The following is a 24,978-nucleotide window of genomic DNA, read 5'->3' on the forward strand; positions in this document are numbered from 1 at the left end:
GAGGCTGGCTTACCCTTTACCTTCAGAACCTTTCGCGCAGCATCGCCATCAGATTGCGCGGTTCGCCATAACTCCTCGCATTCCATAAAAGGCCATGTTTCAACGCTCTCAGGGCGGGTGACAGCTTCAAGTCGCCTCTAAGCGGGTCCTGTTGAGAGCAATACCTCTCCTAATTCTGGAAATTTAATTTTCACATTTGCGACTGGCGGGGCCCAAAAAAGGCCTGTCCAGCTTCCTGTGGCGATCAGATCACCAGCCCTCAAGGGCCGGTTCTGCGATGCAGCATGCCTCGCCAACCACGGCAGCGAAGCCAGTGGATCAGTGAAGGGATGGCTTCCAACATCAACTATCTGCAGCCGCCCATCCACCCAGACCTCGACTGCCTGCTGCGACCAGTTTGCCGGAGGCTGAGTCGCTTCGCCCAGCACCAATGCGCGGTTGAGTTGCTGATCAGCCAGGCGAAGCAAGGGATGCGCCTGCTCTCCCTGTTGAAAGCGGGTATCACACAGCTCGATCCCGACATGCCATGCATCAATCGCTTCATAGGCTGCTGCATGATCGGAATCGCCATCGACATCTCGCCCAAGTCGCACGATCAGCTCACCTTCGATGCCGAAACGGCTGCAATAGCCCTCAGGGACCGCCCAACCCGATAAATGAATGGAGTGGCTCGGCACGCGCGCAGTGCTGACCAGCCCTCCAGGGCTGCCGCCAAGCTTCCACGCAGTCTCCGACGAGTCACCGAACCAGCCAAGCTCGGCGGCGACAAGTTCCTGAACCTGGTAAGCATCGGCTTCAGTCAGCAAACCAAGCCCGTCATATGGCACATTACGCCGCTGTCGCCATGCTTGGACCAATGCCGCCGCTACCTGGGTCGCGCCGTTCATAGCGGCAGTTCATGCGGGCGACGACGAGTTTGAGCGGGAGCAGGCTTCTGGCACGGTAAAAACTTCCCGCGGCCCGCGGCGCCTCTTGGTTCGCCGTCCCAAACGACCTCTCCTCGTGCCAGCGTTATGGCCGGCCATGCACTCAACTGCATACCTTCATAGGGGGTGTAATCCACATTGTGGTGCAGCATGTCGTTGGTAATGCGTACTGGCTCACCTTCGTTCCAGATGACCAGGTCAGCATCGGCGCCAATTGCGACGCTGCCTTTGCGTGGGTACAAACCATACATTTTTGCGGCATTGGTGGATGTGAGTGCGACGAAACTCTGCGGGGTAATCCGGCCTTTGCGAACACCTTCGGACCAGAGAAGCGCCATTCGCGTTTCGATCCCAGGAATACCATTGGCGACTTGTTCAAACGTCGGGCTTTCACCATGGGCTTTTTTACCGTCGTGGCCTTCGTACCGGAACGGCGCATGGTCCGATGAAAACACCTCGAATGAACCATTTTCCAGGCCGTCCCAGATGACCTGCTGGTTGGCAGGATCGCGCGGTGGTGGGCTGCAGATGCATTTCGCGCCTTCAAAGCTGTCGTCGCATCCGAGCGAAGCCGCCGTCAGGAACAGATACTGAGGACAGGTCTCCGCGTAGACCTTCAGGCCTTTGCTCTGCGCCCAGCGAATCTGCTCGACTGCGTCACGACCAGACACATGGACGATCAGAATTGGCACATCCACCAACTCGGCCAATGCAATCGCTCGATGCGTGGCCTCACGCTCAACCAGCATGGGCCGGGAGGTGGCGTGATAACGGGGCGCGTCCAGGCCTGCAGCCAGCAGGCGCTCGGTAAGCCAGGCGATGCAATCGCTGTTCTCGGCATGCAACATCACCATGGCTCCTTCCCGACGTGCCACCGACAGCGTCTCGAGAATTTCCCGGTCACCGAGCTTCAACGCGTCGTAGGTCATGTAGATCTTGAACGAGGTATAGCCCTCGGCAATCAGAGCGGGCAACTCCCGTTGCAGCACATCAGGCGTGGGGTCAGTCACGATAAGGTGGAATGCGTAATCGATCACCGGCTTGTCGCCAACTCGCCGATGGTAGTCCTCGACAGCGGCACGCAAACTCTCGCCTTTCTGCTGGCAGGCAAAGGGAATGACCGTGGTAGTGCCACCGCAGGCGGCAGATACGGTGCCACTGTAGAAGTCGTCCGCCATGACAGAACCGTCGCCGGTCGGCTGATCCAGGTGCACATGGCTATCGACGCCCCCCGGCGTAACGTGCCGCCCCGCCGCGTCAATCTCTTTCAATCCAGTGGGCAAGTCAGTCGCCAGTGAAACAATTTGTCCATCACGAATGCCGATGTCGCAGGTAAAAATGTCAGCGGCTGTAACCACGCGGGCATTACGGATAACAGTGTCCAGAATTTGCATATCAACCTCTTTCAAGCAGGAGCCAGCCACCGTTATTCCGGGCGTAGCAAGCCACGCCCGGGTGCTCGAAGCGTTCGAACCTACGGGTGGTATCTGGAATCACGGGTTCACATTGCGTCGCTCGAATGCCATGCCTCGCGCGCGCATTACGTAGTCAGAGCATTACATCGCCGCCATTGGGGGACAGTGTTTGCCCGGCATAAAATGCGCCAGCGCTCGAAGCCAGGAGCAAAGCGGTAGGTGCGATTTCATCTACCTGGCCGAAGCGCCCCACCGGCAACTGTGCTTTCTTGGCCTCAAGCCATTGCGCGCTGTGATTGCGCAACAAGTCGGTATCGACCGGCCCCGGCGCAATCGCGTTGACCATCACATTGTGTGGCGCACCCTCATAAGCCAGTGCTCGGGTAAACCCCACCACCCCGGCCTTCGCCGCACAGTAATGCGCCAGCCCTGGCGCGCCCTTGTATGCCAGTTGTGAAGCAACGTTGATGACGCGGCCATACTGGCGTTCGAGCATCCCGGCGAAAAAGGCGCGAGTGACCAGCATCGTCCCGCGCAGATTTATCCCGATGATACGATCCCAATCCTGATCATCGGTCATGGCAAATGGACGGTCGCCGCCACCCACACCGGCCGAATTGACCACGATGTCGACCTGCCCCAAACGTTCCTGCGCCCAGGTGCAGAAACGGTTTACCGCCGCCGGATCAGAGACGTCGCATTCGCTGGCGTGTAGTTCAAGGCCTCGCGAGCGCACGCGATTCTGGAACGCCTCGGCATTCTGATGATCTGCCACATGGCAAATGGCAACTTCTGCACCATGCTCCAGAAACAATTGCGCAATCGCCGCACCGATTCCCCTGCTTGCGCCGGTGATAACAGCCTTGCGGCCCGAAAGATCAAACACGTTACTCATGACCGACTCCCAGTGTTCGAGCGGGATGGACGCTCTGCCAGTGGTTGGCAATATCGATGCGTCGAGTGATCCATACGTCAGGGAAACTCAAAACGTAATCGAGGAATCGCTCCAATGCAGCTGCCCGGGCCGGATGCCCCACCAAGCGCAGGTGCAGACCGACCGACATCATCTTGGGTTGGGTTTCTCCTTCCTTGTAGAGCATGTCGAACGCATCTTTGAGGAAGCTGAACCATTGGCTTCCGGTACTGACGCCAGCGGCGAACTGTCCGTCGTTATTGGTTAACGAATACGGGATGATCAGGTGAGGTTTGCCGCTTACCTGGGTCCAGAACGGTAACTCGTCCCCGTAGTAATCCGAGTCGTAGGTGAACCCGCCCTCCTCGACCAGCAGCCGACGGGTGTTGACGCTCGGGGAGTAGCGGCAATACCAACCCTGGGGCCGAACGCCCGTTGTACGCTCAAGGGATTCCACCGCTTTACGGATGTGCTCGCGCTCCTGTTCCTCGCTGAGCTGGTAGTGCTGGATCCACCGCCAGCCGTGGGAGCACACATCGAAGCCCGATTCGCGGATGGCTTCACAGGCATCCGGATTACGCTCCAGGGCGAGCGCGCAGCCATAGATGGTCGCTGGCAGGGAACGCTCCTGGAACAGGCGCATCACCCGCCAGAAACCCACTCGGCTGCCATATTCGAATAGCCCTTCAGCGGCCAGATCCCGGCCCTTTACACCGGTATTGAGGCCGCTGCTTTCGGTGAACCACGTTTCGCTACTGTCCTCGCCGTCCTGAATGGACGGCTCCGAGCCTTCCTCATAGTTCATGACGAAATTCAGTGCGAGTCGGGCGCCCCCGGGCCATTTAGGATCAGGAGGATTACGGCCATAGCCGACAAAATCTCGTTGAAGATCACTCATGCTTTCTGCACCTCGAAACTATGAGGAAGGTGAGTCGATTCCAGCCAGCGCGCGTACGCTTGAATGCCGTCATCAAGGGATATTTTTGGCACGTAACCCAGGTCACGGCGCGCCGCATCAATACTGAATTTCTGCTGGAATTCATCGACAGGATCCGCGCCCGGCTCAAGTGCGATATCGGCACCGGGAAAGATAGTGCGCACGACCTGCGCGATCTCTTCAAGCGTTACACGGGTGTCGCCGGTGACGTTGTAGGTGGTGCGTGGCAGCACGGGGGCATCCAGCGCACAAAGCAAGCCCTGAACGGCGTCTTCAACGTGAATGAATTGCCTGGGGAAGTCCGCTCCGAAAGACATTCGGGTGGCGCGCCTGGCCAAGGCATCTTCAATCATCTTACGAATCACACAGTCAGTGGTTCTCCCCGGGCCGTAGACCCAGGACAGTCGAACACTCGCCGCAGACAGCCCATACTGTTCGGCGTAGGCCGTGGTGATGTACTCGGAAGAAACCTTGCTGGCACCGTAGAGGCTGCCTGGCTTGAGTAAAACGTCTTCGTAAACGGGACCCGACTCGACCACCCCATAAGCACTGGTCGAGGAGCAATACACAAAGCGCCGAACAGCGTGAACACGCGCCAACTCAAGTACGTTGGCGGTACCGACAATGTTCACTTGCACCATCGAATACGGCGCATCACGCGCCACCATTGGCCCGGAAAACGCACCGCAATGAATGATGGAATCGATTCCATCCAGAGCGATGGCATGCAGGCGATGGATATCGCCAAGGTCGCACGCTGTGATCTTGACCCCCTCCTGGGTGACCGAGGCGAGCCGATCCAGTGCCAGCACCGGTCGGCCCTGCTCGACCAGGCGACGCACCACCTGGCGACCTACCAACCCTGCCGCTCCGGTGACCAATACCGGTTTGCTTATCGATTGATCGAAACTCATGCGCGCAGCTCCGCCTGTGGGGCGCGCATTGGCGCCTCTTCTCGGACCTCGATAGGCAGTTCGGCCTCGAGCAGCTTGCGGGTATAGGCCTCCTTCGGATTGGCAAAAATCTCCTCCGTCGGGCCTTGCTCGATGATCTTGCCGTGGCGCATCACGGCAACGTAATGCGCCAATGACCGGACTGAGTTCAAATCATGGGTAATGAACAGCGCCGACAGCCCCATACGCTTTTGCAAATCCCGCACAAGGTCGATGATCTGCGCTCGAACCCGAATGTCGAGTGCCGTTGTCGGCTCATCGAAAATCACGAAATCAGGATTGACCGCCAAGGCCCTGGCCACGCCTACGCGCTTCTGCTCGCCGGCCGTCAGCTCATGGGGGTAAACATCTGCCTTGGCCCTGGATATGCCAACCAGATCGAGCAACTCCAAAACCCGCGCCTGTTTGGCCGCGCGGGTCAGCGGTGCGCCCAACTTGAGAGGCTCGGCAACGAGATCGCGCACCCGCCACCTGGGGTTAAGCGCCACATAAGGCTCCTGGAACACCATCTGCATCCGCCGGCGCACGTTTCTGAACTGCTTATCAGAGAGGGTCAGTGTTTCCTGGCCATCGAACCGGATCGAGCCCGAGTCCGATTGCAGTAAACGAACCAGGCATTGGCCGGTCGTGGTTTTGCCGGATCCGCTTTCCCCAACCAGGGCCAAGGTCTCCCCTTTGCCGATGGTCAGCGACACATGGTCTACCGCGCGAACCGGCTCAGTGGAGCCCTCCACATGGAACAACTTCACCAGGTTCGTGACCTCTAGCAGCGGTGCAGCCTCGGCGCCGGGTTGTGCCGGCTGGCCATCCATCGGCAACGGACGTACACGGGCTGCCTCCAGCAACTCCCGGCTATAGGGATGCTGAGGACCATCGTTAAGAAAAGAGCGGATGGTGGTGAGCTCCACCAAACGTCCGGATTTCATGATGCCGACCCGATCGCAGTAGCTGGCCACCATGCCGAGGTCATGGGTAATCAGAACAACCGCCAGCCCAAGCTCACGCCCTTTTTCCACTAGCAGGTCCAGCACCTGCAGTTGGATCGTTGCATCAAGCCCCAGGGTCGCATCATCGGCGAGCAGAATTTTCGGTTGTGCGATCAACGCCATGGCGATTACCACCCGCTGCGCCATACCACCGGAAAGCTCATGCGGGTAGGCGTGCGCCCTTTTCTCAGGGTTCACAATTCCGACTTGCTCAAACAGGCGAATTGACTCCTGCCATGCGTCTTTTTTGTTGATCCCTCGATGGGCCCGAAGAACTCTGGCGATTTGCTCGCCCACCTTCACTACCGGGTCCAGCAACGATTTAGCGTTGGTTCCGATCAGCGCAACCTCGCCGCCTCGATAGCCGCGTCTTTGCTGCGGTGTCATCGTGGAAATCGCGTGCCCGTTGACCCGTATCTCGCCGTCAACAATGCATCCGTCGCCTGGCAGCATGTCGATAATGGCGCGCGCAAGAAGCGACTTTCCTGCACCTGTCTCACCAACAATGCCGAGAATCTCCCCCTTCTTCAGCGAGAAACTCACTTCCTGTAAGGCAGGCGGCATTGATCGGTCCGAAAACCCGACGCTGATGTTGCGTACCTCAAGTAAGGGTTCGTTAGTGTTTGTCATGAGGAGCTCCTTGTCTGCGGGTCGAACAGTTGCTTGGCCGCGTCTCCGAGAAGCGCAAACGTCAGTACTGAAAAAACGATGGCGAGCCCTGGAAACAGCGCGACCCACCAGATACCCAGGATCATTTGCTGCGCGCCGTTGCTGACCATCAGACCCCATTCCGGAGTAGGCATGCGCACGCCGGCACCGACGAAGGACAGGCCCGCCGTCAGCAGAATGGCCATGCCGATGCTGATGGATATCTGCACGATGGCAGGCGTCAACGCATTTGGCAGGATGTGCTGGAACATGATTGCGCTGTCCGTGGCACCACTGCATCTGGCCGCGGCAATAAACGGACGATCACGCAGCGACAAGACTTCAGCCCGGATCAGCCGGGCGAAGACCGGTGTGAAAAGTACGGCCAGCACAATGGCAACGTTCCATATTTCCTGGCCCATGACGGACACCAGCACCATGCCCAGCACAAACACAGGAAATGACTGGATAAAGTCAAAAAAACGCATCGCCAGGGAGCTGCCCCAGCCTTTGTAGTAGCCAATGGCGAGCCCGAGTGGAACGCCAATGACAAAGGCGATGGCCACGGCGGTCACGCTGATCAGAAGGTTGATTCGGGTCGCGAAAATGACACGGGAAAAAATGTCCATGCCGGACACATCGGTGCCGAAAAAATGAATCAACGATGGCTCTTGCAGTGCATTTATCGGATCAGCGGTTTCCGGCGAGTAAGGGGCAATCCATGGCGCAAAGATGATCGCCACAAACTGAATAGCCAGCAGCACCAGGCCGATGATCAAGGTTGCCTTGCCGGCAACGCTACGCTGTGCAGATAGCGGTCTCATACTTCAATCCTCGGATCAGCAATGCCGTACAGAACATCTACGACGGTGTAAACGATGAGAATGAAAGCGGCAGCGACCAGCACAAATCCCTGTAACGCGGGGTAATCGCTGTTCATGACAGCGGATACCGCGTACTGCCCGAGGCCGCCCCAGGCGAAAATCGTTTCAACCAGAACCGCCGCGCCCAGCAGAAAACCGAAGAGAAAACCGACCATGGTGATGATCGGTGGCAGGCTGTTGCGCATCGCGATCCGAACCAACTGCCATTCAGAAAGACCGCTCGCCCGTGCATGACGAATGAACTCGCTGCGGTAGTTATCGGCGAAAACAATCTGGGTCATCTTCATCAACGCGCCGGCGTTGACGATGGTCAGCGTAAGCACCGGCAACCACAGGCGGCCGACAGCCGAGGCGAATGCGGTGGTATCACCGGCAAGCAACGTGTCTATGGTCAGAAACCCGGTAACGGCTGGCGGCGCAGTGAGTATCGGGTCCAGCCTGCCGAACGGTGCGGGAGCAATGCCGGCGACATTGAACAGAAAGTAGATGAGCAGGAGACCCACCCAGAAGTCAGGCACCGCGCCCGCCGCCAGGCCGTAGACCTTGCTGAACCGATTGATCATTCCGTTGGGCTTGGTCACTGCAACAACCGCAAGCACCACGCTCACCATGATCGTCAGAATCATTGCGTAGGTAATCAGCTCGAGCGTTGCCGGCACCCGGTCGAGCAAATCAACGGCCACAGGGTTGGAGGTGAACATCGACGTTCCCAGGTCACCGTGAACGACCGTTGAAAGGTAGCTCGTGAACTGCGACCAGATGCTGCCGTTGAGGCCCAGCCGCTCGCGCAGGCTCAGAATCTGCTCGGGCGTGGCCATATTGCCTAGCATCAGCAGGGCCGGGTCACCAGGCAGTAAACGAATCAGCAGAAACGTGGCAAGCAGCACGCCAAACATCTGCGGAACAAGAATAGTCAGCCTGGCCAGTACGATACGTAGTGGGCGAGGCAGCGACCGCAATGAATTGCTAAGTCTCATACTGGTTTCCTTGCAAGTAGTCTTGCGCAGCTAGCGGGGCAAAGCACCACCCCGCTGCTGGCTCTACTTATTTCTTGTAGAGGTCGTACCAACTGTTGCTGTTGGGCGTGTACCAACTGAAACCAGCGACATTGGCGCGGGTGGCCAATTGGTAGCCTGGATTCATCAAAAACACCCAAGGCGCCTCGTCCACAACAATTTGCTGGACGCGCTTCATGCCAGCATCCCTCGCCGCCTCGTCCGTGCTCGACAACGCGTCGTTGATCAGCTTGTCGACTTCGGCATTGTTGAATTTCGGGTAGTTGATAAGTGAGGCGCTGTTAAGCCAGAGATTCGCCACATAAGCCGCATCGGGGACAATGGCCATGTCGCGGAAGAAATACATGGGGATCGTGCCCTTGGAGTACTTCTCCACCAGCGTCGAGGCGGGCAACTTCACCAGTTCCACGTCAACGTTGGCGCGGGCGAACGCGGTCTTGAGGATGACGGCAATCTCTTCCTCGATCTGATCACCGGTACGGTAGCCAAGCTGGGTTTTGAAGCCCGATTCCTGGCCCGCCTCTTTCAACAGTGCCTTGGCCTTCTCCACATCCTGGGTGTACATGAAATATTCATCGGTATAGGACGGATAGATTTCAGAGATCGGGCTCTTGGTTACCCGTGCCTTGCCGTAATACACCGCCTTCAGAATATCTTCGCGCGGCACCAGATAATTCAACGCCTGGCGAACCTTGGGGTTATCGAACGGAGGTGTGGTGTTGTTCATTTCAACGCGGTGAATGTAGTTGCCAAACACCTGCCAAATCTTCAGCTGAGGATTCTTCTCCAGCATCGCCAGCTCACGTGGCGAAAGCCATTCGGCTACATCCACGGCCCCAGCTTGCAGTGCTGCCAGGCGGTTGGCCGATGTCGGCATTTCGCGGAATATGATTTTCGAAAGACGCGGCACGCCCCGGTAATAATTCGGGTTGGCTTCGTACACCACCTCCTGGCCTGACTGGAATTTCGTCACCTGATAGGGCGCGAACGAGGCCGAGTGAGTGGCCAGCCAACTGGATGCGTAAGGGTCGTCACTGGTGACGTTCTTGCGGGCAGCAGTGGCGTCCAGAATGCCGAGGTCATTGTTGACCCAGATTCGCTCGATCAGCGGAGAGGTCTTGGGCAAGGTGACCGTGACGGTCATTTCATCCTGCTTCTTGAACGCGTCTTCAAAGGATTTGATGCCGAGGATCTGGCTCATGTACCAGCGGAAATTCGCGTTCTTGTTCCAGCCCCTTTCGAACGACCACATCACATCGTCGGCGGACAGGGTGTTGCCCGCTGCGCTCTTGACGCCACTGCGCAAATGAAAGGTGATCGAGGTTTTGTCGTCTGCCACCGTCCAGCTTTCAGCCAGCGCCCCCACCAGCTTGTCGAAGTTTTCCACCTGCACACCGTCGACGACCTTGGTGTCGTAGGCCAGCAGGCGCTCGTAGATGTTGCGCTTGGCTTCGTGGGTGGCTTCGGTCGGCGGATATTCCTGATCGAGCGACTCAGGCGTGCGAGGACCTGCAACCACCAGGATGGAGCTCGCATTCTGGGCAAATGCATTCGGAGCAACAGCCCCACCAAGTAGCGAAACGACTGCCAGCGCCTGCGCAGCGGGCCTCAGAAGGAACCGCATTATTTTCGTATTCATAGGATGGGATTCTTTGTTGGAGGTGATTGAGTAAGCCCTTCTCAAATACGAAGACGTGATGCCAATAAACTTATGGCTCACCTCCCCCGCTCTAGAATGGCTGTCTACGGCTTGGGCAGTGAGAGAATCGATAGCTGACATGCAGCCCCAAGATTGTTGCTAAACAATTTGAAATTGTGACAATCACATAGCAATCCCTGTGCCATCGGTGTGACAAAACCTCGTTCCCGGTTTGAACGCCAATGACAATAGTCTTACAGGCCCCGAAATCAGGAACTTCACGATGTGCAACGGGTAAGCCAACAGCCAGTCAAGCACCAACCAACCCTGGCCGAGTTCTTGCTCACTCTCGGTGCGCGCCCATGATTCGTGGTCATTCGAGGTGCACATTTGAACAATCCCGGGTAATTCTGTGACAATCGCCAATTCTTTGGTAACAAACCATGCAGACGGCACCCATGCTCATCGACGACTCACCCACAGCACGTCCTCGCAAAGCCCGCACTACTGGCCAGATTCTTGGAACAGCCGAGAAACGCGACACCATTTATGAACGCATCCTGAATGCGGTGATGGAACACCGGCTCATCCCTGGTACCAAGCTTGTGGAGGAGAAGCTTGCCAGCGTATTTGAGGTCAACCGCACCCGCATTCGCGAAGTGCTCGCCCGGCTCGCACATGAAGGTGTTGTCACCACGATTCCCAACCGTGGCGCGTTCGTAGCCAGTCCGTCTGTAGAGGAAGCTCGGCATATATTTAACGCACGCAGGATTCTGGAGCCGGCGCTAATTCGGACGCTCGTAGCGCACGCGGGTGAAAACCAGATCACTCAACTCTATGACCATGTGGCCCTAGAGCGCGCTGCTCGGGAAAACAATGACAAGCGCGCGGTTATTCGCTTGTCTGGAGAGTTCCACCTACGGATCGCAGAAATGGTCGGCAGTCCCCCACTTTTGAAACTTATGCGAGAGCTGTCTTCGCTGACCTGTCTGATCATCCTGTTGTACGACGCGCCCAATGTGCTGGCATGCCCAAACCATGAGCATCTTGAGATCGTGAACGCTATCAAGTCAGGCGAAACTGAGGAGGCGGTCAGGCTCGTGATAGAGCACCTGAATCACATCGAGAACACGCTGGATCTTTCGATAGGGGAAGAACAGGAAGTGGATCTGGACGAAATCTTCGGTTGAACGGTACGAAATTGGGAAGATATTCCGAACCCCTCCTTGCAGAGCATTAAGGTCCATCCCACAACGGTGTTTGCCGCTCCTTCGACACCCGGTTTTAGCTGGTAATTGCACTCCGGACCGAAGCAGAACCAGTCGATGGAATCTTCGTAGTCGATCCGCTCTTGGGTGGCCCCGATCAAAAGGGCTAAAGACTCAAGATTTTGACGACATTTCACCACGTCAGAATTGCTGGATCCGGGAAAGATAATCGGTGACAGGTGCCGTTTCAGCGATTGTCCGAGTCGTGATTCGCTCAGGCGGAAATCCTCTTCCGAGCAAGCACGGAGCTTGTTCAGAATAATGCGGTTGTAGACCTTCCACTGCTGACCGGAGCGATCAGCGGGCACATCTTCCGCAAAGGCCTCATAGGCCAGAACACTGAGGTAGGAAAACAGCTCCAGCAGCGATAAGTGCTTAAGCTGTTTTTCAGCCATGGCTATCAGCTCATCAAAAGGCCTGAGCTGATCAAGCAGGCGATCACAGACACCGAAGAAAACTTGCCACTCATTCCCGACGAGCGCCGCACGCAGCGCAAGCCACAGCGGCGATTCTGTACGCTCAAACAGCTTCGCGTAACCAATCGCCCACCTGAGGGTTTCCGGGTTATGGCTGGCAAGGTGCAACAGCAGATCGATGCTGACTGCATTATCGAAATGCAGCACCCTGCTGAGTGCTAGGCTAGCGAGTTCGGATTGAGCAACCGCATCCGCATCAAACCAAAACAATGCCGCTGCCAGGCCTTGCGCACGCTCAAGTGCTGACTGGTTCTTACCCGCCGGGCGCTGGTCGAGGAAATGATGCAGGCTTTCATCAAGAGCACGGCCCTTGCTGATCTCTGGCTGATTCCGTTCGTATACCGACTGGTAATGCCGTCGGCAGCGCTCGCCATTTTCCGTCATCCCGCAGCGCTCTCGTCAGCACTTGATTCCTGGCCGGAGCCTAAACCATCGGCAGGCCAGGATTCCATGGGCATGACGCTATTGCGCAGTAGGCAGCCACTACCCTCGACTGGCGCCGAACCCTCGCTGACGATCCCCGTAGGACTTGGTAGCTGTCTTACACAGGTAGCTAGCCCGGTAGAACAGATCATCCAGCTCATCGCCCTTGCCTTGACGCTTTACTCGATCGATCAGGTACTCAGCATTCTTCGGGATATGCACCAGTCCCGTCACCAGGTCGACTGGAAGCCCCAGCGCACCTGCCCAAGACTCATCTATACGGCTGATCATGTTGACCCGATCCGAACCCAGACGCCCGATGGTGTAGTAGGCATCGCGATTCAACAGGATCAGCAGGTGATAATGCTGCCGACCTCCCTGGCCAATCTCTCTCGACCAGACATAGCGTACTTTGCACCCACGCGAGTAGCTACGCTCAGCTACCCGCCCCTGGTGGTACTGGATCTTCTTCGTAAACGATTCGAAGAACCGGCTGATGAGCTGGTTTGTATAGGCGAAGTCGGGTAGCTCGATACCTTGGGGTAGCCTGAGATCCACCCTGAACGCCAGCACCCTCGGATACTCAGCCAAAGCCAGGTCGATGGTGCGCTTGAGATCAGACAGGCACTCTCGAATAAAGGGGCCTACTTCGCTCTGTATGGGAAAGCCCTCGAAGGTATCCCCGTAGTGCAGATGGAGGTTGGGATTGTCAGGGTGACGGAGTGGGTAGCGCTGGGTGGTATTGGTATCGCTGAACATGGTTATGACCTCTCATGGTTGAGTTTCATAAGCCATGCCTGCGGAGTTTTAATTTACTGGATACCTTTCCCTGCCTGATCACCCTCGACTGGATGCTCGGTGACGAAGCTCATCCGCGATGAATGGGTAGCTGGTCTCCCGTGGTGAACTGATCGTGTTGCTTGGTGGTTGGTAGATCCCCCGGATAATTGCCCCTTCAGATAGTGCCAGATGATTAAGCCCCTCCAGGTACATGGGATCTGGTCGGTGATGCTTGCTACTGCACGGTTAGTGAGGCAAGAACCCTTCGGGTAGGAATAGCTAGTAAAAGCATACTACCCACACCGCAACTGACAGCTCCGGCTGGCTCGGAAAAATCCACCCTGCGCACCAAGCCGCAACGGCATTTTTTGCTGAAGACGTATTCCGGACATAAACCAGACCAAAAGCCCATGGAGACCGATGCCTAGCCAGAGTCTGCCGGATCGATGGGGAGCAACATTGCTCCGGCTTCCTGACGAGTGCCGAGCAGCCTGAAGAGGCCACCCGGCACAAACGCCATGACCAGCTTCCAACCGGTCATGGCGCAAATGGTGGTTTCTAGCTGGCCATACTCAGGCGACCGGGTCGGGCTGAAGCGTCCTCAGCAGAATCGCGCTCCTCGATCCTTGCCAGGATCCAGTCATGCACCTCGCTATCGACCCAGCCGACGCAACGGTCGCCCAGCGAGACGGGCTTCGGGAAGGTGCCCTCTCCGATGTACTTGTAGATGGTCGACCGGGCAAGACCGGTCGAATCGATAACCTCTTTCAAGCGAATGATCCTCATGAACGGGCTCCTCGTATTCGTTCAGAGGATCTGCAACGGAGGTAAAAAATGACCTGAAGGGGCTATAGCGTGGCTAGTCGGGAGGCGTTAGAAGGCCATACCTATAACGGTACTGCACATCCAAGTCCGCCTCGCTTTCGAATCTTTTAAGAAACCCCTCCTCCCGACACACAATGCAGCCTTCCTGATTCTTGGGCGCCGGATAGACGATCAAGGAAACGATCCTCAAGCGATCATCACCCTCTTCCGGCTCCGGCGCAGGTATCAACCGGACCAACTGGGGTTTGTACCCCTGCCACGCCTGTCCATTGAGCCTTTTCTTCAAATGCTCCGCCCACTTGAACGCCACCTCAAAGAAGTGATCGAGCACTTCAGACCAGTAGTAACCCGCCTTGCTCTCTCCCGGCTTACCGACCTTCAGTTGCCCCAATTCTCGAGCGATCATGCCAGCCAGAGATGCAGGAACGGCACCGTACTTCTCACCCGGCGCTCCCCATGTCAGTGAGAGCAAATGCGATACGTACCTGGCCAGTTTGTGAAAGAGAATATCCAATACGGCAGGCTCCAGAGCGAGAAGAGCTCCTGCGACATCAGGAGATAGCCCACTGGTCAGCCTTTTGTCGCGGGGAATCCCCGCTTCTGCGTAAACCAGTACGGCACAGAGCGGGGGCCGCTCACCCAGTTGCGGATGGTCGAGATTCAGGTAGTAAGTGCTGGGGACCTTGGCCCCAACGAAGAAGCCATTGGATACACCCGGAACATGAACACGTATGAACCCCAGGCTGACTAGCCGCCCGACCTGATGCTTGAGCGCAACCGGGCTCAAGCCCGTTATCGCTCGAAGCCTCGCCACCCCGACCCCAGCCACAACCCCGCACTGATCGGCAAATGTCAAAAGTGCAGCCAGAAGCACTCTCGTGGAGGCACCCAGGCGCCCACAGGCTCCTGGAGCTGCCGGTCGCCCATCCTTGCGCACCTGCTTACGAGCGACCTTCTCCCTCCCCGCCTCGGCTTCAGTCAGCAGCCCCTCAGCATAAATCTCAGGCTCTCTAAAGAGACGCAGGACCAGATCCTGATGAGCGACCTCGCCCCTTCCTGGCTTTGCGAGCAGATCGAGCAGGTACTGCGACACCTCATATTCCTGCCCGGGACGCCCGACCTTATCTACCTGCTTCTGGGTCACCAGAAGTCCGGCCTCAACCAGCTCGCGCGTGGCGTCTCTGACCAACCTTTCTGTCAGGCAAAGGAGCTTTGCAACCGGCTTGACCTTGAACGAAGCGCCCAGGCCGGCCTGCCCCCTACAGATCAGCGCTTGAAGGAAGAACCTTGACTCTGCTTCAAGATCTAGGGTTTCTGACAGAACTATCAGCGTAGACATCTACAACACATCCAAAAGCCCGCAAATTTAGATGAGATTTTATACCTATATTTTCAGATATGATAATTCATGTAACGAATGTGTTAACGAAACTGTTAACAGATCAGATAACATAAGCATTAATGTTACGTGAAAAAATCTTCTAACAGAACATGTACCAGTAGCGTTAACAGCAAGCGATAACTGAGAGCCACCGCTACCCAGGTGCGGGTATCAATTAGGAGGTTCCAAGGATGAAGGAGACTGGGATGACGCCGAGTTGGCTGAACGAGAAGGACAGAGGTGAGTGGCAATGGGCAGCAAGTTACCTATCGAGCCGGTGCTCTCCGTCGCTGCAAGGCAAGATCAGCTTCCTTGCCGAAAGTGGCTTCAGCCATCTGGTCAGATCGATCCATGCCCTCGAAACCGAGGCTGAAGGCGTAAAGCTCATCGAGCGGTTGAGAAATGCCATCAGACAAAGGCGGTATCGCTTGTCCAAGGGAGGGAGAAAGACCTGCTCCTTCACGCTCCCAAGCACAACCAAGGCCACGCTCAAGACCCTGGCGAAAAGATACAAAACCACTGAAACAGGACTGATCGAACGGCTGATTGAAAGAGCCTCTCAACAAGCCTCGATACAAAGAGAGGAAGCGCGGCACGAGTCTCAAGCAATGAAAGCCATACGCAATGCGCGCAGGCTCGAACAAGAACTAGCCAAGGTTCGTACTGATGAGACCGAGAAACATCTACGTCACTGCCTAAACCAGCTCGCACGATGGGAAGCCTTTTTAAAGGAAGAGCAACCGGCTCTATCCCCCGAAGATGAAGCTGCCGCAACGGCCCTCACAAAGCAGCGCCTGCACGTAATTCATGAGGCCATCGATGCGGCTGTGGCAAAGCACCAGTTGACTAGCCCAAGAAACATCTAAGGTATCTTCCTGAGCAAAGCGGTGCATCTCAGTGTGGGTCAATGTGTGGGTCTAAACTTACATTGAAATATAAAATATTACAAATCAATCAGTTATCTCATAAAAACACCGGCCACAAGCCGGCTTTTTTATTGCCTTTTTACAACACCGCACTGCACAGTCAGCGACTGAAATACCAGCGGCCCTTTGCCGCTATGCTGTAATCGACTTTCCCGCAGGGCTCAGCTTGGGCAACGAGAACTATGAAAACCCTGACCTTACGCAACCGCATCATTGCCAGCTTCACCGTGATCATCGTCATTTATCTCATCATGGCGATGATGGCTTACCTGCAGACCTCGCGGATCAAGAGCGAAACGGAGCAGATGGTCACCAAGTCGGTTCCAGGTACTTACTACGTCAGCAGCCTGCAGGATCTGTGGGCTCGCCATATGCTCGATACCCGCCGCCTGCAATTACGCCTGCTCGATGAGAAAGACGAGACGCTGATTCAACATTATCGCGACCAATGCGCGACCTATCAGGAAGGCATCGACGAGTTGCTTGGCCAATACCAGAGCGCAGTGGCCAGCGAGCAAGAGCAGGATCTGCTGAACACTTTCAAACGCAACTATCAGCAATACCTGAAGCTGCATGCGCAACTGCTGACCCTCCTGGAGGCTGACGACTATCAAACGGCCCGCCAGTTCGGCGGCGGCAAAGTGTTTCCCAAGTGGGATGAAGGTCAGCTGAATCTGGCGCATTTGAGCCAGATCAACCGCGAGCAATCCACCGACACCGCCAAGCAAATCAATAGCACCGTATATTGGCTGGAGCTGAGCATCCCGGTTGCCATCGTGCTGATCATCATGGTCGCGCTGGTCAGTGGGCTGCTGCTGTTACGCTCGATTCTTCACCCGGTCAATCTCATCGTCAGCAGCCTGAAGAATCTGGAAAGCGGCGATCTGTCGACGAAGCTCGATCTGCAACGTCGTGACGAGTTCAATGTCATCGAGCAGGGTTTCAACAGCATGGTGGCCGAGCTCAAGACGCTGGTCGGCAACGCCCAGCGCTCCGCCGTGCAGATGACCACCTCGGTCACCGAGATTGCCGCCACTTCGCGCCAGCAGCAGGCTACCGCGACGGAAACCGCCGCCACCACCACAGAGATCGGCGCCACCTCGCGAGAGATCGCAGCCACCTCGCGCGACTTGGTGCGAACCATGAGCGAGGTGTCCGATACCGCCGAACAGACCTCCATCCTCGCCGGCACCGGCCAGCTCGGCCTGGCGCGCATGGAAGAGGTCATGCATCAGGTGATGGGCGCCGCCGACGTGGTCAATGGCAAGCTGTCGATCCTCAACGAGAAGGCCGGCAACATCACCCAGGTGGTCACCACCATCGTCAAGGTGGCCGATCAGACCAACCTGCTCTCGCTCAACGCCGCCATCGAGGCGGAAAAGGCCGGTGAATACGGCAAGGGCTTCGCCGTGGTCGCCGTGGAAGTGCGCCGCCTGGCCGATCAGACCGCAGTGGCCACCTACGACATCGAGCAGATGGTGCGCGAGATCCAGTCCGCGGTATCCGCCGGCGTGATGGGCATGGACAAGTTCTCCGAAGAGGTGCGCCGCGGCATCGGCGAGATGGCGCAGATGGGTGACCAGCTCAGCCAGATCATTCAGCAGGTGCAGGCCCTGGCGCCGCGTATCCAGATGGTCAACGAAGGCATGCAGGCGCAGTCGACCGGCGCCGAACAGATCAACCAGGCCTTGCTGCAGCTCGGTGAAGCCAGTAGCCAGACCGTCGATTCGCTGCGTCAGGCTGGCGCCGCCATCGATGAACTCAACCAGGTGGCCAACAACCTGCGCGTTGGCGTCAGCCGCTTCAAGGTCTGAACATGCCAGCCCCCAGCAAAGCAGCAGCGGGTGAACTGCACCTGCAGTTCACGCTCGGTGATGATCGCTACGCCCTTCCCGCCAGTCAGGTGGTCGAAGTGCTGCCGCTACGCCGTCTGAAACAGGTGCCCGAAGCGCCGCTGTGGGTAGCCGGGTTGTTCGAGCATCGCGGTCGAGTGACCCCAGTGATCGATCTCAGCCGTCGCGTGCTGGGGCGCGCCGCCCAATCCCGCAGCAGCACACGCGTGGTGCTGGTGCGCTTCGACCTGCAGTTGGGTGAGCAGTCGCCAGTGCTAGGGCTGATTCTGGAGCAGGCCACCGACACCCTGCGCCTGCCCAGGGAGGCGTTCAAGGCCAGCGGCCTGGAAGCGGGCCAGGCGGATTACCTGGGGCCACTGCAGCGTGATGCCCGTGGCATGATCCAGCGCATCGAGGTCGCCGGGCTGCTCGACGACGAGATGCGCGCCCTGCTGTTCCAACCTGCGGACCAGGGCTGACGGCATGATCGAGCATATCGAGCGCCTGCTGAAAAGCCGTATCGGCCTGGAAGCCGAATCGGTCGGCCGCCCGGTGATCGAACGCGCCGTGCGCCAACGCATGAGCGCCCTCGGCCAGCAGAACCTGGAAGGCTACTGGACCACCCTTGGCGGCTCGACGCGCGAACAGCAGGCGCTGGTGGAAGCTGTAGTGGTGCCGGAAACCTGGTTCTTCCGCTACCCGGAATCGTTCAACGCACTGGCCAGCCTGGCTCAGGAGCGTCACGCACAGTTGCACGGCGCCCGGCCGCTGCGCCTGATCAGCCTGCCCAGTTCCAGCGGTGAAGAGCCCTACTCCATCGCCATGACCCTGCTCGATGCCGGCTTTTCCGCCGAGCAGTTCCAGATCGACGCGCTGGACGTCAGCGACAAAGTGCTGGAGCAAGCTCGCAAGGGCCTCTACGGGCGTAACTCGTTCCGCGGCGATGCCCTGGCCTTTCGCGATCGTTTCTTTCACGAGCAGGACGCTGGCAGTTTTCTCCTCGACGAGCGGGTGCGCACATGCGTCAGGCTGCGCACCGGTAATCTGCTCGATCCCAGCCTGTTCGCCGGCGAGCCCAGCTACGACTTCATCTTCTGCCGCAACCTGCTGATCTACTTCGACCGCCCAACCCAGGTGCGCGTGCTGGAGCTGCTCAAGCGCCAACTGCAAGAAGGCGGCACGCTGTTCATCGGCCCGGCCGAGGCCAGCCTGGCCAGCCAGAACGGTTTGCAGGCGCTGGGTCGGCAGCAGACCTTCGCCTTTCGCCTGGCCCCGGCCCAGACGCCCATCAGCGCAGCGCCACGAGCGCCTGCCCCGCGTACGCGCCCGGCGGTGGTTACAGTACCGCGCCCTGTCCCGCCAAGCCGACCACGACCGCTGGGCAGAACACTCAGCGCAGCGGTGCCGGCAACGGTCGTAACGGATACCTGGGCCGACGTCGCCAGCCTGGCCAACGCCGGCCGCACCGACGAGGCGCGCCAGCGCACTGAGCAGCACTTGCAGCAGAACGGCCCCAGCGCCACAGCCTATTACTGGCTGGGCCTGCTCTGCGACGCGGCAGGCCAGGGCGATCAGGCCTGCGCCTACTACCGCAAGGCGATCTATCTCGAACCACAGCACCGTGAGGCGCTCACGCATCTGGCCGCACATCTGGAAGCGCAAGGCGACCAGAGCGGCGCCCAGCGCCTGTATCGACGAGCGCAGAACCCCGAGGTAGGCGAAGGTGACTGATCAGGACCTGCTAAACAGCCAACCCGCCGTCGACGACTGCTGGAATCGCATCGGCGTATTTGGCGACAAGAGTTGCCCGCAGCTGGAGCGGCATATCCATTGCCGCAACTGCGAGGTTTACGGCGCGGCTGCCATCGCCCTGCTCGACCGTTACGGCAGCACGCTGGAGCGTGGCGATGACGACTACGGCCAGGGCGAAGCTCAGGAAGCGCAGGGCGAACAGCGCTCGCTACTGATCTTCCGCCTTGGCGAGCAATGGCTGGCCATCGCCACGCGCTGCCTAGCCGAAGTCATGCCGGTGTCGCCGATTCACGTGCTGCCGCACCGCAACAGCCGTGGCCTGCTAGGTGTAACCAACGTGCGCGGCACCCTGGTCGCCTGCTTGTCGCTGGCCGAGCTGCTCGACCTCGACGCACCACAGGATGCGCGCCGCAGCGAACGCCGGGTGATACCGCGCATGCTGATTCTGGAAAGCAGCAGTGGCCCGCTGGTGACACCGGTGGATGAAGTCAGAGGCATCCAGCGCATCCCCGTGGCGCGCATCAGTAGCAGCAGACACGACGACAAGCGCACCATCAGCCGTTTCACCGCCGGTGTCCTGCAATGGCAGGAACAGAGCATTACCCTGCTCGACGACGAACAGTTGCTGCAAACCATGATTGGGAGCCTCACGTGACACCGGACCAGATGAGGGATGCATCGCTGCTCGACCTGTTCCGGCTGGAGGCCGAGGCACAGAAGCAGGTGCTCGATACCGGCCTGCTGATTCTCGAGCGTGACCCGACCAACGCCAGCCAGCTGGAAGCCTGCATGCGCGCCGCGCACTCGCTCAAGGGGGCAGCGCGCATCGTCGGCCTGGACCATGGCGTGCAGATCGCCCACGCCATGGAAGACTTGCTGGTCGCCGCCCAGGAAGGCCTACTGCGCCTGCTGCCCGACCACATCGACGCCCTGCTGCAAGGCTCCGACCTGCTCCTGCGCATCGGCCAGGCACAGCAGGACGCCGAGCTGGAGGCGCGGGTGGAAACTATCACCACACGCCTGCAGGTGCTGCTTGGCAACGCCGTACCGGCACTGCGCGTGCAGCCAGGTGAAAGCACCGCGTTTGCCACCGAAACGGCAGCCCCCAGCAAACCCGAACCACTGCCGACAACTGCGCCACAAGCAGCCGAGCCGGTCGCCGACGAACGCATCAGCCGCGTATTGCGGGTGTCGGCCGAGCGCTTCGATCACCTGATCGACCTGTCCGGCAAATCGCTGGTGGAGTTCCAGCGCACCAAGCCGCTGAACGATTCGCTGCATCGCCTCAAACGCCAGCAGGAGTCGGCACGACGTACCCTGGAGAGCCTGCGCGAGCACCTGCTCGGCACGGACCTGGACGCCTCCGCCCAGGCGCTGTTCGCCGAGAGCCGCAACCTGCTGATCGAATGCCAGCAACAGCTGCAAGCCCATCAGGAACTGTTCGACGACTTCGTCTGGTACGGCGGGCAACGCACGCAACAACTGTACGACCTGGCCCTGGCTTCGCGCATGCGCCCCTTCGCCGACGTGCTCACCGGGCAGACACGCATGCTGCGTGACCTGGGCCGCTCGCTGGGCAAGCAGGTGCGCCTGGAAATTGAGGGAGAAAACACCCAGGTCGACCGCGACGTACTGGAGCGCCTGGAAGCCCCCCTGACGCACCTGCTGCGCAACGCTGTCGATCACGGCATCGAGCCGCCGGCGCTACGCGCTCGCAAGGGCAAGCCGGAAGAAGGTGTGGTGCAACTGCGCGCGCGTCATCACGCCGGCATGCTGGTGCTGGAGGTCAGCGACGACGGCGCCGGTATCGACCTCGAGCGCGTTGCCCAGGCGGTGGTCAAACGCCGTTTCGCCACCGCCGAACAGGTCGAGCAAATGACCGAGGAAGAGCTGCTGGCCTTCCTCTTCCTACCCGGTTTCAGCATGAGCCAGCAGGTCACCGAAGTCTCCGGTCGCGGTGTCGGCCTCGACGTGGTGCAACACGAGATTCGCCGCATGCGCGGCAACGTGCGGCTGCTGCAGAACCCCGACCAGGGCTGCCTGTTCCATCTCGAACTGCCATTGACGCTCTCGGTGGTGCGCGCCCTGGTAGTGACCATCGGCGGCGAGGCCTATGCCTTCCCGCTGGCGCAGATCGAACGCATGCTGCGCCTGCCACGCAGCGCCATCGTCCAGCTCGAGGGGCGCCAGCACTTCTGGCTGGAGAACGAGCACGTCGGCCTGATCTCCGCCGCACAGCTGCTGCAATGCAATGAGAAACAGGGCGATGATGACAGCATCCCCATCGTGCTGATTCGCGACCGCGAGCAATACCACGGTCTGGCGGTCGAAGCCTTCCTCGGCGAGTTCACCCTGGTGCTGATGCCCCTCGATGGGCGCCTGGGTAAGGTGCGCGACGTCGCGGCCGGCGCTCTGCTGCACGACGGCACGCCGGTGCTGATCCTCGACGTCGACGACCTGCTCAACTCGGTGAGTAAATTGCTTGACACCGGTCACCTGGAGCGTGTCGACCATGCCAGCCATGCGCGCCAGACTGTCAGCAAGCGCGTGCTGGTGGTGGATGACTCGCTCACCGTACGCGAACTGGAGCGCAAACTGCTGCTAAGCCGCGGTTATCAGGTATCGGTCGCCGTGGATGGCATGGACGGCTGGAACGCCCTGCGTGCCGAGACCTTCGACCTGCTGATCACCGATATCGACATGCCGCGCATGGACGGTATCGAACTGGTCACCCTGGTGCGCCAGGACCCACGCCTGCGCTCGCTGCCGGTGATGGTGGTGTCGTACAAGGATCGCGAGGAAGATCGCCGCCGCGGCCTGGAGGCCGGCGCCGATTATTACCTGGCCAAGGCCAGCTTCCACGACGAAGCGCTGCTGGACGCCGTACAAACCCTGATCGGTGAGGCCCGAGAATGAGGATCGCCATTGCCAACGACACGCCCCTGGCGGTCGAAGCCCTGCGCCGTGCGCTGGCGGCAGAACCTGAGTACCAGTTGATCTGGGTCGCCAGCAACGGCGAGGAAGCGGTCAGCCGCTGCCGCGACGACCTACCCGACCTGCTGCTGATGGACATGCTCATGCCCGGCATGGACGGCGTGGAAGCGACCCGACGGATCATGCACGACACCCCCTGCGCCATTCTCATCGTCACCTCGGATGTCGAGCGCAACATGTCACGGGTGTTCGACGCCATGGGCGCCGGTGCGCTGGATGTGGTTGCCGCGCCGTCGCTTGGCCCGCAGCAGGTGCTCGACGCCGCGACCGTGCGGCGCAAGATCCACAACATCGCCTGGATGATCGGCCACAAGACCTCGCGCTCGGTCAAACCGCCCCCCATGCGCAGCACTGAAGGCCGCAGCAAGAGCCTGGTGGCCATCGGTGCATCGGCGGGCGGCCCAGCCTCGCTGGTGGAGCTGCTGCGGCAGATCCCGGCGGATTTTCCTGCCAGCATCGTGCTGGTGCAGCATGTCGACGAAGTCTTCGCCGCCGGCATGGCCCAGTGGCTCGGCAGTGAATCGCACATACCCGTGCGCCTGGCGCGGGAAGGCGAAGTGTTGCAGCCGGCGACCGTGCTGCTGGCCGGCACCAACAACCACCTCTACCTGGCGCCCGAGGGGCGCCTGGTCTATCGACGCGAACCTGCCGATCAGGTCTACCGGCCCTCTATCGATGTATTCTTCGAAAGTGTGGCCACCTACTGGCGAGGTGATGCTATCGGCGTGTTGCTGACGGGCATGGGCAGCGATGGTGCCAGGGGCCTGAAGCTGATGCGCGAACGCGGCTTTCATACCATCGCCCAGGACCAGGCCAGCAGCGCCGTCTACGGCATGCCCAAGGCCGCCGTGGCACTAGGCGCCGCAGCAGAAGTGCTAGCCCTGGACAGAATTCCCACGCGCCTGATCGAGCGCCTGGGCTAAAAACGCCAACCGCGGCCAAAGCAGCCGCGTAACCTACGAAAAAAGCGGAGACGCGCTTATGCAACGGCCTCAAGATAACTCCAACCATCATAACGGCTTGCCCGACTATTCGATGATGGTGCTGCTGGTCGACGACCAGGCCATGATCGGCGAAGCCGTGCGACGTGCCCTGAGTGAAGAGAGCGACATCGACTTCCACTTCTGCTCCGACCCGCACCAGGCGCTGAGCGTGGCCCAGCAGATCAAGCCGACGGTGATCCTGCAGGACCTGATCATGCCCGGTGTCGACGGCCTCGAGCTGCTCGCCCAATACCGCGCGGCGCCCGGCCTGAGTGATGTGCCGATCATCGTGCTGTCGACCAAGGAAGACCCCAAGGTCAAGAGCGCCGCCTTCATCGCCGGAGCCAACGATTACCTGGTCAAACTGCCGGACGTGATCGAGCTGCTCGCACGCATTCGCTACCACTCGCGCTCCTACCTGACCATGCTGCAGCGCGACGAAGCCTACCGTACACTACGCGAGAGTCAGCAGCAGTTGCTCAATACCAACCTGGTGCTGCAGCGCCTGATCAAGTCCGACGGTCTCACCGGCCTGGCCAACCGCCGCCATTTCGACGAATACCTGGAGATCGAGTGGAAGCGCGCCCTGCGCGACCAGAGCGAACTGTCGCTACTGATGATCGACGTCGACTATTTCAAGGCCTACAACGACCAGCACGGCCACGTCGCTGGCGATGAAGTGTTGCGCCGCGTTGGCGAGTCGCTGCGCGGCAGTTGCACACGCGCCACCGACCTGGCGGCCCGCTACGGTGGCGAGGAATTTGCCGTGATCATGCCTGGCACCGCAGCCGGCGGTGCGCGCCTGCAGGCAGAAAAAATCCGCCGCGCGGTCGAAGCGCTAGGTATTCCCCACAACCTGCCCAAACCCGGCTCGCCAATCAGTGTGAGCATCGGAATTGCCACCGTCAGGCCCTCCCCCGAGCGCGATCCACTGAGCCTGGTGATCAAAGCCGATGAAGGCCTGTACCTGGCCAAGCACAGCGGCCGCAATCAGGTCGCGCAGGCAGGCGAGAACCAATGA

22 protein-coding genes are annotated in these 24,978 nt (G+C 59.2%); 9 read left to right on the forward strand and 13 right to left on the reverse strand.

The features are described from left to right. Positions 1 to 137: 137 nt before the first annotated feature. The 9 genes from ACNFCJ_RS07675 to ACNFCJ_RS07715 all read right to left on the reverse strand — a co-directional run bounded on the left by ACNFCJ_RS07675 (position 138) and on the right by ACNFCJ_RS07715 (position 10,317). Positions 138 to 887, reverse strand: coding sequence for a fumarylacetoacetate hydrolase family protein (locus ACNFCJ_RS07675; RefSeq protein ID WP_394595404.1), 750 nt, complete (start codon positions 885 to 887; stop codon positions 138 to 140). After that, entirely contained in the window at positions 884 to 2,320 is a 1,437-nt protein-coding gene (hydA, locus tag ACNFCJ_RS07680; protein ID WP_086976062.1) for a dihydropyrimidinase, read from the reverse strand. The genes ACNFCJ_RS07675 and hydA overlap by 4 nt, the downstream gene beginning before the upstream one ends. A 154-nt stretch (positions 2,321 to 2,474) precedes the next feature. Further along, complete coding sequence (locus ACNFCJ_RS07685) at positions 2,475 to 3,236, reverse strand: SDR family NAD(P)-dependent oxidoreductase (protein ID WP_017736605.1); 762 nt, start codon at positions 3,234 to 3,236, stop codon at positions 2,475 to 2,477. Next, positions 3,229 to 4,152: an allantoinase PuuE gene (locus tag ACNFCJ_RS07690; RefSeq protein ID WP_019751963.1), complete on the reverse strand. Its 924-nt coding sequence runs from the start codon at positions 4,150 to 4,152 to the stop codon at positions 3,229 to 3,231. Before ACNFCJ_RS07690 ends, ACNFCJ_RS07685 begins: the two co-directional genes overlap by 8 nt. Further along, the gene (locus ACNFCJ_RS07695; RefSeq protein WP_019751964.1) at positions 4,149 to 5,105 is read right to left on the reverse strand and encodes an NAD-dependent epimerase/dehydratase family protein; all 957 of its coding nucleotides are present in this window, start codon (positions 5,103 to 5,105) and stop codon (positions 4,149 to 4,151) included. The genes ACNFCJ_RS07690 and ACNFCJ_RS07695 overlap by 4 nt, the downstream gene beginning before the upstream one ends. Next, the gene (locus tag ACNFCJ_RS07700; protein ID WP_394595405.1) at positions 5,102 to 6,760 is read right to left on the reverse strand and encodes an ATP-binding cassette domain-containing protein; all 1,659 of its coding nucleotides are present in this window, start codon (positions 6,758 to 6,760) and stop codon (positions 5,102 to 5,104) included. Before ACNFCJ_RS07700 ends, ACNFCJ_RS07695 begins: the two co-directional genes overlap by 4 nt. Next, the gene (locus ACNFCJ_RS07705; protein WP_019818817.1) at positions 6,757 to 7,602 is read right to left on the reverse strand and encodes an ABC transporter permease; all 846 of its coding nucleotides are present in this window, start codon (positions 7,600 to 7,602) and stop codon (positions 6,757 to 6,759) included. The genes ACNFCJ_RS07700 and ACNFCJ_RS07705 overlap by 4 nt, the downstream gene beginning before the upstream one ends. Next, positions 7,599 to 8,639 (reverse strand): ABC transporter permease, encoded by a 1,041-nt coding sequence (locus ACNFCJ_RS07710; RefSeq protein WP_394595406.1) that lies wholly within the window; start codon positions 8,637 to 8,639, stop codon positions 7,599 to 7,601. The genes ACNFCJ_RS07705 and ACNFCJ_RS07710 overlap by 4 nt, the downstream gene beginning before the upstream one ends. A gap of 67 nt (positions 8,640 to 8,706) precedes the next feature. After that, the gene (locus tag ACNFCJ_RS07715) at positions 8,707 to 10,317 is read right to left on the reverse strand and encodes an ABC transporter substrate-binding protein (protein WP_394595407.1); all 1,611 of its coding nucleotides are present in this window, start codon (positions 10,315 to 10,317) and stop codon (positions 8,707 to 8,709) included. Positions 10,318 to 10,775: 458 nt separating this feature from the next. Here ACNFCJ_RS07715 and ACNFCJ_RS07720 point away from each other — a divergent pair, with 458 nt between their 5' ends. Next, positions 10,776 to 11,507 carry a GntR family transcriptional regulator gene (locus tag ACNFCJ_RS07720; protein ID WP_394595408.1) on the forward strand — a complete coding sequence of 244 codons (732 nt, stop codon included), beginning with the start codon at positions 10,776 to 10,778 and terminating at the stop codon, positions 11,505 to 11,507. On the opposite strand, the gene ACNFCJ_RS07725 is transcribed toward ACNFCJ_RS07720, so the two are convergent. The 4 genes from ACNFCJ_RS07725 to ACNFCJ_RS07740 all read right to left on the reverse strand — a co-directional run bounded on the left by ACNFCJ_RS07725 (position 11,435) and on the right by ACNFCJ_RS07740 (position 15,428). After that, positions 11,435 to 12,445 (reverse strand): hypothetical protein, encoded by a 1,011-nt coding sequence (locus ACNFCJ_RS07725; protein ID WP_394595409.1) that lies wholly within the window; start codon positions 12,443 to 12,445, stop codon positions 11,435 to 11,437. The two genes, ACNFCJ_RS07720 and ACNFCJ_RS07725, sit on opposite strands and share 73 nt — an antisense overlap. 99 nt (positions 12,446 to 12,544) lie before the next feature. Further along, positions 12,545 to 13,243 (reverse strand): inovirus Gp2 family protein, encoded by a 699-nt coding sequence (locus ACNFCJ_RS07730; protein WP_394595410.1) that lies wholly within the window; start codon positions 13,241 to 13,243, stop codon positions 12,545 to 12,547. 579 nt (positions 13,244 to 13,822) lie between these two features. Then, positions 13,823 to 14,050 carry a helix-turn-helix transcriptional regulator gene (locus tag ACNFCJ_RS07735; RefSeq protein ID WP_075749831.1) on the reverse strand — a complete coding sequence of 76 codons (228 nt, stop codon included), beginning with the start codon at positions 14,048 to 14,050 and terminating at the stop codon, positions 13,823 to 13,825. A gap of 73 nt (positions 14,051 to 14,123) precedes the next feature. Beyond that, positions 14,124 to 15,428 carry a hypothetical protein gene (locus tag ACNFCJ_RS07740; RefSeq protein ID WP_394595411.1) on the reverse strand — a complete coding sequence of 435 codons (1,305 nt, stop codon included), beginning with the start codon at positions 15,426 to 15,428 and terminating at the stop codon, positions 14,124 to 14,126. Between the two features lie 248 nt (positions 15,429 to 15,676). On the opposite strand from ACNFCJ_RS07740, the gene ACNFCJ_RS07745 reads away from it, so the two are divergent. The 8 genes from ACNFCJ_RS07745 to ACNFCJ_RS07780 all read left to right on the forward strand — a co-directional run bounded on the left by ACNFCJ_RS07745 (position 15,677) and on the right by ACNFCJ_RS07780 (position 24,978). Beyond that, on the forward strand, positions 15,677 to 16,336 hold the full coding sequence (locus ACNFCJ_RS07745) for a hypothetical protein (protein WP_394595412.1): 660 nt from the start codon (positions 15,677 to 15,679) through the stop codon (positions 16,334 to 16,336). Positions 16,337 to 16,578: 242 nt separating this feature from the next. Continuing rightward, positions 16,579 to 18,210 (forward strand): methyl-accepting chemotaxis protein, encoded by a 1,632-nt coding sequence (locus ACNFCJ_RS07750; protein ID WP_416770665.1) that lies wholly within the window; start codon positions 16,579 to 16,581, stop codon positions 18,208 to 18,210. Between the two features lie 2 nt (positions 18,211 to 18,212). After that, positions 18,213 to 18,707, forward strand: a complete 495-nt coding sequence (locus tag ACNFCJ_RS07755; RefSeq protein WP_296229831.1) for a chemotaxis protein CheW — start codon at positions 18,213 to 18,215, stop codon at positions 18,705 to 18,707. Between the two features lie 4 nt (positions 18,708 to 18,711). Beyond that, a complete protein-coding gene (locus ACNFCJ_RS07760; RefSeq protein WP_296229833.1) occupies positions 18,712 to 19,959 on the forward strand; it encodes a CheR family methyltransferase in 1,248 nt (415 codons plus the stop codon). After that, positions 19,952 to 20,635, forward strand: a complete 684-nt coding sequence (locus tag ACNFCJ_RS07765; protein ID WP_296229834.1) for a chemotaxis protein CheW — start codon at positions 19,952 to 19,954, stop codon at positions 20,633 to 20,635. The genes ACNFCJ_RS07760 and ACNFCJ_RS07765 overlap by 8 nt, the downstream gene beginning before the upstream one ends. Continuing rightward, the gene (locus ACNFCJ_RS07770; protein WP_416770668.1) at positions 20,632 to 22,896 is read left to right on the forward strand and encodes a hybrid sensor histidine kinase/response regulator; all 2,265 of its coding nucleotides are present in this window, start codon (positions 20,632 to 20,634) and stop codon (positions 22,894 to 22,896) included. Before ACNFCJ_RS07765 ends, ACNFCJ_RS07770 begins: the two co-directional genes overlap by 4 nt. Next, entirely contained in the window at positions 22,893 to 23,897 is a 1,005-nt protein-coding gene (locus ACNFCJ_RS07775; RefSeq protein WP_416770669.1) for a chemotaxis response regulator protein-glutamate methylesterase, read from the forward strand. The genes ACNFCJ_RS07770 and ACNFCJ_RS07775 overlap by 4 nt, the downstream gene beginning before the upstream one ends. Before the next feature lie 58 nt (positions 23,898 to 23,955). Continuing rightward, entirely contained in the window at positions 23,956 to 24,978 is a 1,023-nt protein-coding gene (locus ACNFCJ_RS07780) for a diguanylate cyclase (RefSeq protein WP_416770671.1), read from the forward strand.

The sequence above is a fragment of the Pseudomonas sp. NY15364 genome, from assembly GCF_048068235.1.
Lineage (GTDB): Bacteria > Pseudomonadota > Gammaproteobacteria > Pseudomonadales > Pseudomonadaceae > Aquipseudomonas > Aquipseudomonas mendocina_D.